This is a genomic window from Streptomyces sp. NPDC047061 (assembly GCF_040643955.1).
Lineage (GTDB): Bacteria > Actinomycetota > Actinomycetes > Streptomycetales > Streptomycetaceae > Streptomyces.
The window spans coordinates 33,302-45,109 of the sequence record NZ_JBEYVI010000061.1 but is presented as its reverse complement, the minus strand read 5'-3'; the positions used below and the strand labels follow the sequence as shown (position 1 = coordinate 45,109).

Sequence of the window (11,808 nt, the reverse complement as noted above, 5' to 3'; positions counted from 1 at the left end):
GGGTTCTCCAGGAGGACCGCGGTACCGAGGGTGATCATGTTGGCGCTGGTGTCGTGACCGGCGACCAGCAGGATGTGCCCGAGCGGAGCCGCCTCGGACATGGCGAGATCGCCCGCCTTGACGCGCTCGGCGAGGTCGGACAGCACGTCCTCGCCGGGGTTGTCCATCTTGGCCTCGATCAGCCCCGCGATGTACTCGCGCAGCACCCGGGTCGTCTCCGCCGCCTTCTCAGCGCTCTCGAACCGCGCGTTGGTGACGCCGGCGTGCTCCTGGAAGAAGCCGTGGTCCTCGTACGGGACGCCGAGCAGGGCGCAGATCATCAGCGACGGCAGGGGCAGCGACAGCGCCTCGTTCAGATCGGTCGGGTTCGGGCCCGCCAGCATCCTGTCGATGAGGTCGTCGGTGATCTGCTGGATCTCCGGGCGCAGCTTCTCCATCCGGTGCCGGGTGAAGGAACTCGTCAGCATCCGGCGCCAGCGCTGGTGCTCCGTGCCGTCGGTGTTGTTGATCGACGGCTGCATCTCGGCCGCGTGCGCCTTCATCGCCGCGGTGGTGTGCGGGTAACCGGCCCCCCCGATGTTGGCACTGAGCCGCGGATCGGCCAGCAGCTGCCGCTGCGCGGCGTGGGTCGTGGCCACCCAGGGGGTGCTGCCGTCCCAGGTCTCGACCCGGCGGACGGACTTGCCCGAGTCATGCAGCGCGAGCAGGCCCGGAGGCGGCGCGAAGGGGCACTCCGCCGCTCGCGGCGACGGGTACTTCGGAATCTCCTCGGCCACGTCGACGCCGGTCGTGTTCTCAGCCATGTCCGCACTCCTCTTTCTTGACTTCGTCATCAGACGGCGATGGTCCACGCGCGTTCGTCATGACGTCGGCGGAACTGCCCGCCTCGCCCTGCCGCGGTAGACGGCGGCTGCCCCAGGACGGCCTTCGAAAGTCATGCGCGGTTCCTGGCCCACGGCACGGCGATGTGCACGGCATGAATCTTACGTCGACCGATCGGTACAATCAATGGCGCCGCCCCTTTCCCGCCAGTCCCTTGCGCACCTCCTACCTGCCCGCTTCCTTTTCCTTCTCGTGATCCGCGATGGCGTCCTCGATGCCCCGGTCCACGGCGGTCGCATTGCCCCAGCCCGTGTAGTAGGCGAGTTGCAGGACCCCTTCGCGCAGTTCCCCGGGGGTCAGTTCGCCGTTGCGCAGCGCACCGAGGGCCTGGATGCGGACGAGGTCGGCCCGCCCCAGCGCGGCGGTCGCCCCGATCACCAGCAGCCTCCGGTCCCGGATCGCGAGACCCGGCCGGGACCAGACGTCGCCGAAGAGATGCTCCACCGTCTCGCGGTGGTACGGCTGCGTGCGCTCGACCGGGTAGTACGTGGCGGAGAAGCCCTCTCCGTACACGTCGTCCATGCTGTCCTTGCCACGGCCCCAGCGGTCGCCCTCGTCCGTCGCCACTGCTCCCACCTCCGGTCCACTGGCCCTCCGGTCCGCTCCGTGGGGCCGTCGCCCCGGAAGCTAGCCGAGGGGCGCCGCAGCATCCCAGTACCTGTCTCGCTGGCAGGGACAGCCGATCCGGCCGGCGGCCGGCGCCGACTACCGTGCCCTGCACACCACGGGTGAAGGAGGGGCCGAGTTGAGAGCCCAGTCGGATACATCACACAGGGACACCGTCGCCGTGGGCGTGATCGGCCTGGGGATGATCGGCGGCGGCGTGGCACGCAACATCGCCGCCGCGGGCCTGCCCCTGGCGGCCTACGACATCCGTCCCGACGCCGCCGACGGGCTCGACGGCGTGCAAGCGCCCCTCGGCTGCCCGGCCGACGTCGCGCGTGCCAGTGACGTCGTGCTGATCTCGGTGGTCGACGCCGGGCAGGTCCGGGAGGTGCTGGCGGGCGAGCGCGGACTGCTCAGCACCGGCAAGCGGGGACTGGTCGTCCTGCTGCTGTCCACGGTGGCGCTCTCAGCCGTGCGGGAGTTCGCCGCACTGTGCGCCCGGCGGGGAGCGACGCTGCTGGACGCCGGGGTGACGCAGGCGGGCGACGGAATGCTCGTCTCCATGGTCGGCGGGCCCGCCGACGTCGTCGAACGGGTGCGGCCCGTGCTGGACGCCTTCTCCACGGCCGTCGTGCACTGCGGCCAGGTCGGCTCCGGCATGGTGACCAAGATCGCCCGCAATGTGGTGACGTACGCGAGCTGGGCGGTCGTACGCGAGGCGACGGGCATGGCGGTCCGGGCCGGTGTCGAGCCCGAGCGGCTGATCGAGGTGCTGGACAAGGCCGTCACGGGTGGTACCGACCCGCTGTTCCTGCTCCGGGATCATCTCGACGCGCAGGGCGTCATCCGGCGCCAGGCGGCCTACATCGAGGCCCTCGCGCAGAAGGATCTGGCCGCGGCCCAGGAACTGGGAAGGGAGATCGGCATCGGCACCCCGGTCGTCGACACGGTGCGCCCCTGGATGTCCGCCGTACTCGAAGGGCGGTACGGAGCCCCTTCCTGACGAAGGGGCTCCGTCGAGTGGCGCTCGGGCCGTAGGCCGCGACCCCGCACGGGTCGCGGCTTCCGGCCTTCCGGTGTGCCGGGCGGTCAGGCCGCCCCCGGTCCGGCTTCGACGATGTCCAGCACGGCTCGGTAGGAGAAGGCCAGGCTGCTGCCGATCGGGGTGCCGGCACCCGGGTACGCCCGGCCCGACATGGCCGCGGCGGTGTTCCCGGCCGCGTAGAGCCCCGGAATCACTCCGCCGTCCGCCCGCAGGACGCGCGCGTTCTCGTCCGTCTTCAGCCCGCCCTTGGTCCCGATGTCCGAGAGGACGATCGTCGCCGCGTAGAAGGGCCCGGTGCCGATCGGCAGGAGCAGCTGATTGGCCAGGCCCGGCGTGTTCTTCGCCATGTAGTTCATCACGGGTCCGGCGGGGAAGCCCACGATGTGGCAGCACATCTGGTCCCAGGGGCTCTCGCCCCGGTGGAACTGTTCGTCCACCCCGCTGTCGGCGTAGCCGTTGAACTCCTCGACGGTCTTGCGCAGCGCCTCGTACGGCACCCCGATCAGCTCGGCCAGCTCTTCCAGGGTGTCCGCCTTCTTCAGCGCGCCCGACTCGAACCACGCCGGGTTGGGCGGCTGCTCGGGATCGCCGCCGAAGCTGTCGCGGTCGAGCATCCGCTGGTCGAACACCCAGTGACAGGGGATGTGGGAGACGCCGGTGGAGGAGTGCAGCCGCACCATCTCGTGGCCGGCCTGGTCGTAAGGGCGGGTCTCGTTCATGAAGCGCTCGCCGGCGCCGTTGACCCAGATTCCGCCGCGGGTTCCCGAGTGGAACACCGGCAGCCCGTCCGGCTGGACGAGGCCCGGCGCGTACCAGGCCTCGTCGAGCAGGTCGGTGGCCGCGCCCACCGCCGTGCCCGCCAGGAGCGCGTCCCCGGTGTTGGCCGGACAGCCGTTCGACCAGGTGCCGTCGAGCGGCACGGGGTGGTGCTTCGCGCGGAGTTCCGCGTTGCGTTCGAAGCCGCCGGCGGCGAGAAGCACACCGCGCCCGGCGCGGAAGGTGATCTCCTCGTCCCCGCTCGTCGCCGTGACACCGACGACCCGGTCTCCTTCCAGCACCAGGCTCTCCAGCCGGGTGTCGAGCCGGAGCGTGCCGTTCCCCGTCTCCAGGAAGGCCGCCAGGGCCCGGCCGATGAGGGCACGGCCGCCGCCGAGCACCTCGCCGCGCTCGACGCCCCAGCGTTCCCTGGGAATGCTGCCCCGGACCAGCTCGGCCCGGTCGCCGAGGTCCGCGACCGGGACGTCCGGCGGGAAGATCGTCCGTCCCGCGAGCGTGGCGCCCGGTGCCGACGCGAAGTAGTCGGGGACGGGTGCGTGGACGAACGACTGGAACCAGGGGTTCTGCTCCAGTTCGTCGATCAGCCTGGGACCCGCGTCCAGATAGGCGTCCTGCAGGTGTTCGCGGCTGTCGTCCGCCACCACGCTGCGCAGATAGCTCCGGGCGTCCTCCGGTGACGCCTCGACGCCGGCCCGGCGCAGCGGCGCCGACCCCGGGTACCAGATGCCCGCGCCGGAGTACGCGGTCGTACCGCCGACGCGGTCCGTCTTCTCGATCAGGAGAGTCCGCAGGCCCCGCGACGCCGCGACATAGGCGCCGATCAGCCCGCCTCCCCCCGACCCCACCACGACGACGTCGTAGGTCTCCCCACCAGCCATCACTGTCCTCCTCGTGTGCTGCTCTCAGGGGTCGCGCACCGGGCACCCGTCCCAGGGCACCCGGAGCGCCGGTGACCGTCCCTTGTCACCACGCCCGGCGGAACACGGCCGGGAGCATGACGTCCCACGGTTCGTACGCCGCGCGACGGAGACCGTGCGACCGAAGTCGCCGGTGCGGCCCGGCAAGCCTCCGGGCGCGGCCATGTGCACAGTGTGGTGGCGGCCTCATCGGCCAGGTTGGCCGAATCCCGTTCACCGGTACGGAAGCTGCGGGCCCGCGCGGTGTCAGCGGTTGGTACGGCCCAGGTCCACCGGCAGCTGGACCCCGGTGATGTGGCGTGCCTCGTCCGACGCGAGCCAGACCACCGCCGCCGCGATGTCCTCGGCCTGGCTGACCTGGTCGGGCAGCACGCCCTGGAAGAAGGCGCTCAGCTCCGGATCGTTCTCCAGGACCGGGCGGATCCCGGGCACGAGCTTGGTGTCGACGCCGTGCGGGTGCACGGTGTTCACCCTGATCCGGTACGAACCCAGTTCGTTGGCCAGGGTTTTGGCGAGCCCGGTGACACCGTGCTTGGCCGCCACGTAGTCGGCCAGCAACGGCAGTCCGCGCAGCCCGGCGACCGAGCTGGTGAAGACGATGGCGCCACCCGTGGCCTGCTCGATCATCAGCGGCACGGCGGCCTTCACGGTGTGGAAGGCGCCGGTCAGGTTGATGTCGAGGGTGGCCCGCCAGTGGTCCAGCGGGATCTCCCAGGTACGGGCGAAGGTGGTCATGCCCGCGTTGGCCACCACCACGTCCAGCCGCCCCAGTTCACGGACGCTCGCGGTCAGGGCCGACTGCAGGGCGGGGAAGTCCCGGGTGTCCGCCTTGTGGGTCAGGATGCGGCGACCGAGCTTCTCGACCAGCCGGGCCGTCTCCGCCAGGTCCTCGACGGTCGCTCCCGGGTACTCCGTGGTGGGCAGGTCCTCGCAGATGTCCAGGGCGATGATGTCGGCGCCCTCGGCGGCGAAGCGCACCGCCTCGGCGCGGCCCTGACCGCGTGCCGCTCCGGTGACGAAGACGACCTTTCCCTCGAAACGGCGGGCGGTCGGCTCACCCGGCACGGGTGCCTCGGGAACACTGGCGGTCATCACTTGTCTCCTTCGTCGGTGGCCGACTGCGTCGTCGAGGCCGGTTCCGGTGCGGGGGTGAGGTTGAGCCCGGCGAGGTCACCGCTCTGCCGCCACTGCTCCAGCATGCTGAAGTAGGCGGTGGACGTGCCGGGGTAGTTGACGTTCTTCCGGGGCCGGCCCTCGGGGTCGCCCTCGTTGTTCCAACGGCCCGGTGTGCAGTCCTTGAGGAAGGTGCCGCCGCCCAGGAGGGCGAGGCCGGAGCCTTCCACGACGTGCTGGACGTAGGACTCCTCGTCCTGCCGGACGACGTCCGCGATCACCCCGCGGCGCTCGAACTCCCCGACGCAGGCGGCGACATGCTGCGCGGTCTCGTCCAGGGTGTGGCAGAAGTTGATCGCGGCGGTGCCCTGGGTGTAGTTCGGCGGGAGGATGAAGAAGTTGGGGAAGCCGCTCGTCATGACGCCGTGGAAGGTCTCCGGTCCGCCCTGCCACTTCTGCGAGAGGCTGACGCCGGCGCGGCCGGTCACGTCGAAGCCCACCCGGTCGACGTAGGCGGAGTCCTGGTCGAAGCCGGTCGCCAGGACGAGGCAGTCCACCGGGTACTCGACACCGGCGACCTCGACCCCGCGCGGGGTGATCCGTCGCACTCCCTGCCCCTGCGTGTCGACCAGCCGTACGTTGGGCCGGTTGAAGGCCGGCAGGTACTCGTCGTGGAAGCAGGGGCGCTTGCACTGGTAGCGGTAGTACGGCTTGAGGGCCTCGGCCGTCGCCGGGTCATGGACCGTCGCGTCGATCCGGGCCCGGATGTTCTCCATGTGCCCGAGGTCGGTCAGCTCCCGCTTCTCCGCGGCCTCCTCGGGGCTCAGGTCGCCGTAGGAGTCGCTGCTCAGCAGCGCGTGGTAGAAGACGGTCCAGCCGTCTCCCACCAGGTCCTCGGTGATCTGCTCGCCGTTGGTGACCCGGGTGAAGTTCTCCCGCCGCCGCTTCGTCCAGCCGGGTTTCTGGCTGCGCGCCCACTCCAGGTCGGTCTCCGCGTTGTTGCGGACGGCGACCGTGGACGGGGTCCGCTGGAAGAGAAGGAGTTCGCGGGCCGACTCGGCGAGCGGTGCCACGATCTGGACGGCGGTGGCGCCGGTGCCGATGACGCCCACCGTCTTGTCGCCCAGCTTGGTCAGCGGGCTGGACGCGTCGCCGCCGGTGTAGTCGTAGTCCCACCGCGAGGTGTGGAACAGCTTGCCCCGGAAGGTTTCGATGCCCTCGATCGCCGGCAGCTTCAGCGAGGTGAAGGAACCGTGCGCCACCACCACGTAGCGGGCCTGGAACGCGTCGCCGCGGTCGGTGCGCACGGTCCACCTCGCGGTGTCCTCCTGCCAGGTCAGCCCGGTCACCGACGTATGGAAGAGCGCGTGGTCGTAGAGGTTGAAGTGCCGGGCCAGCCGCTGGGCGTGGGCGAGGATCTCGGGGCCGTACGAGTAGCGGCGCCGGGGGATGTAGTCCACTTCCTCCAGCATCGGGAGATAGACGTACGACTCGACGTCGCACATGGCTCCCGGGTACCGGTTCCAGTACCAGACGCCGCCGACGTCGCCGGCCTTCTCGACGATGCGGATACGGTCGAGTCCGGCCTTCCGTAGATGCGCGGCGGCGAGAAGGCCGCCGAATCCGCCTCCCACCACCATCACGTCGACCGTGTCGTGCAGCGGCTCGCGCGGCACGACGTCCGTGAAGGGGTCCTCGACCAACTCCTTGTGTTCCGCGAGGTCCAGGATCTCCCGGCGCGAGGGATCGAGGCGCTTGTCCCGCTCGGCTCGGTACTTGGCACGCGCCCGATCGAGATCCGTGGGTGCGGCCGAGGTCTGCGTCATCCCTGTTTCTCCGTCCTGGGAGAGCTACGGCAGCACGGCGACGGCGTACTGCGGCAGATGGCCGGGCCTTGGCGTCCGACATGGGCGGCCGAGGCCCGGACGTCCCGTGGTCCGACTCGACGGCCTTCCGGCCAACTGGAAGCCGATTTTATAAGAACAGCTAAATCATGTGAAGGTATCGGCCCTCTTGAATCAGCTAACTCAATGCTACGATTATGGGAGTCCAGCCGTGCCCTGCACGGACTTCCGGGAGGATCGGACCACATGACCGAGTTCGGTATGCCCTGGCCGGGAGCCGAGGCCGGCGCGGCGGCCGAGGCCGCGGGCGCGACCGCGTTCTGCACCGGCGAGTTCGCCGACCACGACGCCTATGTCACCGTCGCCCAGATGGCGGCCGCGACCCGCGACGCGCTGGTCGGCCCGGCCATCGCCTACGGCTTCTCGCGCAGCCCGTTCGCCCACGCCACGGCGATCCGCACCCTGTGGAACCAGGCGCCCGGACGCGTCTTCGCCGGCCTGGGCTCGGGCGCGTTCGCCATCAACCGCGACTGGTGCGGCGTGCCGGCCGACCGCCCCGTGGAGCGGATGTCCGAGCTGGTGACGGCCGTACGTGCGTGGCTGCACGCAGAGAACGGTGAACGCGTCCGTTTCGAGGGCGAGTTCTACCGGATCGACGCGAAGGTCCAGGCGCCGGTGCTCGGCCGGATCGACGTACCGGTGCTGCTGGCCGGGTTCCAGCGCCGGATGGCGGCCGCGGCCGGCCGCACCGCCGACGGCGTCATCGGCCACGGGCTCTTCACCGACCGCTGGTGGGACGACGTGGTCCGGCCGGCCGTCGACGCGGGCTTCCGCGAGAGCGGACGGGAGCGGCGGCCCCTGGAGCACGGCTGGCTGCTGACCGCGATCGACGACGACGATCCCGAGCGTGCCGTCACCGACATGCGCCGGATGATCGCCTTCTACCTGACGGTACGGACCTACGACGCGTTCGCCGCGCACCACGGCTGGACCTCCCAGGTCGACAAGATCAGGGAGGCGTTCGCCGACGGCAGGATGGACGACATGGCGCGGGCCGTGACGGACGACATGGTCGACGCCGTCGCACTGTGCGGGACCACGTCCGACGCCGTCGCCGCCCTTCGCCGGCGCCGCGGCTCCCTCGCCCGCGACGTCGCCTACTTCGCACCGCCGTCGTTCCTGGTCAGCGAGCGCCGCCGGCAGGCCTACGCCCGTGCCAGCCTGGCCCTGCTCCCCGAGCTGGCATCCGACGAAGCACCCTGAGGAAGACCCGCCCCTCGCCACGCACACCCACACCAGAGGAGACCTGCCATGCCCCAGGCCCAGGAAGTCGTCCAGGAAGTACTCGCGCTGCTGGAGCCGATGGTCGCTCCCGACGGTGGTTCCATCCGGCTCGCGGAGTTCGCGCCCGAGCAGTCCCGGCTGACCGTGGACTACTCCCGTGGCCACAACGACGCCTGCTCCACCTGTGTGCTCGACGGTGACTCGCTCAAGGCGTTCATCGAGGAGGGGCTGCATACCCGGGGCATCGAGCTCTCGGAGGTGACGGTCCGGGAACCGAGCTGATGCCCCCGCACCACGGGCGGGGCGCGGTGGTCGACCCACCGCGCCCCGCCCGTTTCGTGCGCCGCCCCGGCCGCTACCAGCCGACGAGCCGGTCCAGCAGGACCGACGTGCTGGAGAAGTAGTCGCCGTAGCCGCCGCGGAAGAACAGCAGCGGCGTCTTGACCGACTCGGACCGCAGGGCGTGGACCCGGCCCACGGCGAGAAAGTGGTCGCCGATCTCCACGACCTCCACCAGCTCACAGTCGATCCAGGCCACCACACCGTCCAGGACCGGGTTGCCGAGCGGCGACCGCCCCCAGCCGATTCCGTCGAACCGGTCGGCCCCCCGCGCCGCCATCGCCCGGCACAGCGCCTCCTGGTCGGAGGCCAGGGCGTTGACGCAGTACCGGCCGGCGTCGCGGATCTTCGGGAAGGTCCGCGAGGAGCGGTCCGCCAGGAACGCCACCAGGGGCGGGTCCAGCGAGACCGACGTGAACGACCCGACGATCATCGCCTCGGGCGGCCCCTCCGGCATCGCCGCGGTGATGGCCACCACGCTCGTCGGGAAGTTCCCCAGCACCTGCCGGAAGTAGGTCCTGTCCTCGGGGGATTCCGGGGAACCCGCGGAAGAGGGACTCGGTGCGCCCTCGGCGTGCATGTGCTTCCTCCTCACCCTCTGGGCCCCGACTCAGAGCATCACGCGCAGCTGCGGGGGCAGGTCGATCCCCATCTGCGCCAGCGAGTTCGCGTGGTAGGCCACACCGGGCACATGGATCATGTGGGCGAGGCCCACATGCGCGTCCCGCCAGTAGCGCTGGAGCGGGTTGCCCCGCCGGATCACGTTCCCGCCGGACCTGGTGAAGATCTCGTCGAGCGCGGACACCGCCCGCCAGGCGCAGCGCACCTGGTTGCGCCGGATGTCGGAGCGCTCCTCGATCGTGACCGTCTCCCCGGCCGCCACCCGGTCGTAGACCCGGCTGATGCCGTCGATCAGCTGCACGCGCGAGGCGGCGATCTCCGCTGCCGCCTCACCCGCCGCGTAGAGCACGTACGGGTCGTCGCGGACCTGGACGCCGGTCACCGCCACCCGCTCGCGCTGCTGCGCCAGGTGGAGGTCCAGGGCTCCCTCGCAGATGCCGATGACGGCGGAGGTGATCCCGAGCGGGAACATCGAGGTGAACGGCAGCCGGTAGAGGGCCTCGTCGACGCCGTTGCCCACGGCCGCCTCCCCCGCCGAGACCTCGTCCTGGCCGACGGTCCGGTAGGCGGGGACGAAGGCGCCGTCGACCACGACGTCCTTGCTGCCGGTGCCGCACAGCCCGATCACGTCCCAGGAGTCGTCGATGATCTCGTACGACGACCTGGGCAGGATCACGTGCAGGACGTTCGGCGGGGACGCCGGCCGGCCCTTGCCGTCGCCGACGAGCGCGCCGAGGAAGACCCAGTCGGCGTGGTCGGTGCCCGAGGAGAAGGGCCAGCGCCCGGACAGGACGTACCCTCCGTCCACCGGCTCGGCGATCCCGTTCGGCATGTAGGGGGAGGCGATCCAGGTCTCCTGGTTCTCGCCCCACACCTCCTGCGCCACCCTGGGGTCCATCTGCGCGGCCTCCCAGGGGTGGACGCCGACGACCCCGCACACCCAGCCCGCGGCACCGTCATGGCGGGCCACGGCCATGACGGCCTCGGCGAAGTCCCGTGGATGGGCCGCGTAGCCCCCGAACTTGACGGGCTGCAGCAGGCGCAGCACCCCGGCGGAGCGCAGCAGACCGACCGTCTCGTCGCTCAGCTTGCCCAACTTCTCGTTCCCGGCGGCCAGTTCCGCCAGCTTCGGACCGTACTGCTCGACTCGCTCGACGACCTCATGCGCCATGCCCCGTACCGTCCACTTCCTCGTAGGCCGCCTCCCGACGGCGGCGTGGAATATTCCTCATTGTCATCAACTGCGCTGTTCGCGCGTGGCCCGGTCCCGTTGGGCGGGACATCGCGGCCGCGGCTCACGGCATGGCCGTGTCCGAGGTCTTGCGGGTGAGGAACTCCAGCACCACGCGTTCGAACTCGGTCTTCCGCTCGACCTGCGCCCAGTGGCCGCAGCGCGCGAAGGTGTGCAGTTCGACGTCCGGGAGCGTCCGGTTGGCGAAGTGCGCCTGGTCGTAGGGGAGCATGCGGTCGTCGCGTCCCCACAGCAGCAGGGTCGGAGTGGTGAAGGTCGCGGCCTTCGTCCACAACGGCGTGTACTTCTGGCGCAGGCCGGGGTTGAACATCGAGCCGATGATCGCCCTGGTCCTGTCGATCACGCCCTCCTGGAGAGCGTTGTGCATGCGCTCGTCGATGAGTTCGTCGGTGATCAGGCGGGGGTCGGAGACCATGGTGCGCACCCAGGCGGTCATGCGCTCGCGGGTCGGGTCGTCGAGGAACTCGAAGAGCCGGACGAACCCCTCACTCGGTTCGGCGCCGAACAGTCCCACGGACAGTCCGCCGGATCCCATGAGCGCCAGCTTGCGGACCCGCTCCGGGTGCAGGGCCGCGAGCTCGGCCGCGACCGCGCCGCCCATCGAGTTGCCGACGAACAGCGCCGACTCGATGCCCAGGTCGTCCATGAGCCGGCTGATCCAGCGGGCCGCGGTCACCGGGTACACCTCGTCGAGCGATGGCAGGCCGGAGCCTCCGAAGCCCGGAAGGTCGGGCATGACCGTGCGGAACCGCTCGGCGAAGACGGGCAGGTTGTAGCGGAAGTTCGACCAGGCGCTGACGCCGGGGCCCGAACCGTGCAGCATGATCAGCGGCTCGCCCTCGCCCGCCTCGTGGTAGGCGAAGGTGAGCCCGTCGACGTCCTTGGTGACCCTGGTCGACTCGAAGGTGAGGGTCGTCGACCGACCCTGGGTACCGGGACCGTTTCCGGCTTCGGGCATGACTGCGCTCCTCGTGACGGCGGCTCGATGTGTGCGACAGGTCCCCCGTGACGGGCGCGCGACCGCGGCCGGCCGACCCCCGGCGGACAGAACACCCCGAGGGGCGTCAGGACTTCGGGTTCCGCGGGGCCGGTGGGATGTCGTCGAGCGGTCGTGGCGGAGGCGTGTTC

At 70.8% G+C, this 11,808-nt stretch carries 10 protein-coding genes and 1 pseudogene; 3 read left to right on the top strand and 8 right to left on the bottom strand.

The window, feature by feature from the left end; genetic code table 11:
* Both ABZ887_RS46820 and ABZ887_RS46815 read right to left on the bottom strand, forming a co-directional pair.
* A pseudogene (locus ABZ887_RS46820) lies at positions 1-803 on the bottom strand (cytochrome P450); the annotation flags it as partial.
* A 244-nt stretch (positions 804-1,047) separates the two neighbouring features.
* Complete coding sequence (locus ABZ887_RS46815; protein ID WP_361305033.1) at positions 1,048-1,449, bottom strand: carboxymuconolactone decarboxylase family protein; 402 nt, start codon at positions 1,447-1,449, stop codon at positions 1,048-1,050.
* A gap of 178 nt (positions 1,450-1,627) precedes the next feature.
* Here ABZ887_RS46815 and ABZ887_RS46810 point away from each other — a divergent pair, with 178 nt between their 5' ends.
* Complete coding sequence (locus tag ABZ887_RS46810; RefSeq protein WP_361305031.1) at positions 1,628-2,491, top strand: NAD(P)-dependent oxidoreductase; 864 nt, start codon at positions 1,628-1,630, stop codon at positions 2,489-2,491.
* Between the two features lie 86 nt (positions 2,492-2,577).
* Here the strand turns inward: ABZ887_RS46810 and ABZ887_RS46805 are convergent, their stop codons facing one another.
* From ABZ887_RS46805 to ABZ887_RS46795, 3 genes are all read right to left on the bottom strand, one after another.
* Positions 2,578-4,188, bottom strand: coding sequence for an FAD-dependent oxidoreductase (locus ABZ887_RS46805; protein WP_361305029.1), 1,611 nt, complete (start codon positions 4,186-4,188; stop codon positions 2,578-2,580).
* Between the two features lie 285 nt (positions 4,189-4,473).
* Complete coding sequence (locus ABZ887_RS46800; protein ID WP_361305027.1) at positions 4,474-5,319, bottom strand: mycofactocin-coupled SDR family oxidoreductase; 846 nt, start codon at positions 5,317-5,319, stop codon at positions 4,474-4,476.
* A complete protein-coding gene (locus ABZ887_RS46795; protein ID WP_361305025.1) occupies positions 5,319-7,166 on the bottom strand; it encodes an NAD(P)/FAD-dependent oxidoreductase in 1,848 nt (615 codons plus the stop codon). The genes ABZ887_RS46800 and ABZ887_RS46795 overlap by 1 nt, the downstream gene beginning before the upstream one ends.
* Positions 7,167-7,430: 264 nt before the next feature.
* On the opposite strand from ABZ887_RS46795, the gene ABZ887_RS46790 reads away from it, so the two are divergent.
* Positions 7,431-8,447 (top strand): LLM class flavin-dependent oxidoreductase, encoded by a 1,017-nt coding sequence (locus tag ABZ887_RS46790; protein ID WP_361305023.1) that lies wholly within the window; start codon positions 7,431-7,433, stop codon positions 8,445-8,447.
* 48 nt (positions 8,448-8,495) lie between these two features.
* Complete coding sequence (locus tag ABZ887_RS46785; protein ID WP_361305021.1) at positions 8,496-8,750, top strand: NifU family protein; 255 nt, start codon at positions 8,496-8,498, stop codon at positions 8,748-8,750.
* 73 nt (positions 8,751-8,823) lie between these two features.
* On the opposite strand, the gene ABZ887_RS46780 is transcribed toward ABZ887_RS46785, so the two are convergent.
* The 3 genes from ABZ887_RS46780 to ABZ887_RS46770 all read right to left on the bottom strand — a co-directional run bounded on the left by ABZ887_RS46780 (position 8,824) and on the right by ABZ887_RS46770 (position 11,638).
* Entirely contained in the window at positions 8,824-9,387 is a 564-nt protein-coding gene (locus ABZ887_RS46780) for a flavin reductase family protein (RefSeq protein WP_361305019.1), read from the bottom strand.
* 30 nt (positions 9,388-9,417) lie between these two features.
* Complete coding sequence (locus ABZ887_RS46775) at positions 9,418-10,599, bottom strand: hydroxylase (RefSeq protein ID WP_361305017.1); 1,182 nt, start codon at positions 10,597-10,599, stop codon at positions 9,418-9,420.
* A gap of 124 nt (positions 10,600-10,723) precedes the next feature.
* Positions 10,724-11,638 (bottom strand): alpha/beta fold hydrolase, encoded by a 915-nt coding sequence (locus tag ABZ887_RS46770; protein ID WP_361305015.1) that lies wholly within the window; start codon positions 11,636-11,638, stop codon positions 10,724-10,726.
* Between the last annotated feature and the right edge of the window lie 170 nt (positions 11,639-11,808).

What these genes read in the sequence shown, in the direction of transcription:
- ABZ887_RS46805 (WP_361305029.1), bottom strand. Translation starts at nt 4,188, where the DNA reads ATGGCTGGTGGGGAGACCTACGACGTCGTCGTGGTGGGGTCGGGGGGA.
- ABZ887_RS46800 (WP_361305027.1), bottom strand. Translation starts at nt 5,319, where the DNA reads ATGACCGCCAGTGTTCCCGAGGCACCCGTGCCGGGTGAGCCGACCGCC.
- ABZ887_RS46795 (WP_361305025.1), bottom strand. Translation starts at nt 7,166, where the DNA reads ATGACGCAGACCTCGGCCGCACCCACGGATCTCGATCGGGCGCGTGCC.
- ABZ887_RS46790 (WP_361305023.1), top strand. Translation starts at nt 7,431, where the DNA reads ATGACCGAGTTCGGTATGCCCTGGCCGGGAGCCGAGGCCGGCGCGGCG.
- ABZ887_RS46785 (WP_361305021.1), top strand. Translation starts at nt 8,496, where the DNA reads ATGCCCCAGGCCCAGGAAGTCGTCCAGGAAGTACTCGCGCTGCTGGAG.
- ABZ887_RS46780 (WP_361305019.1), bottom strand. Translation starts at nt 9,387, where the DNA reads ATGCACGCCGAGGGCGCACCGAGTCCCTCTTCCGCGGGTTCCCCGGAA.
- ABZ887_RS46775 (WP_361305017.1), bottom strand. Translation starts at nt 10,599, where the DNA reads ATGGCGCATGAGGTCGTCGAGCGAGTCGAGCAGTACGGTCCGAAGCTG.
- ABZ887_RS46770 (WP_361305015.1), bottom strand. Translation starts at nt 11,638, where the DNA reads ATGCCCGAAGCCGGAAACGGTCCCGGTACCCAGGGTCGGTCGACGACC.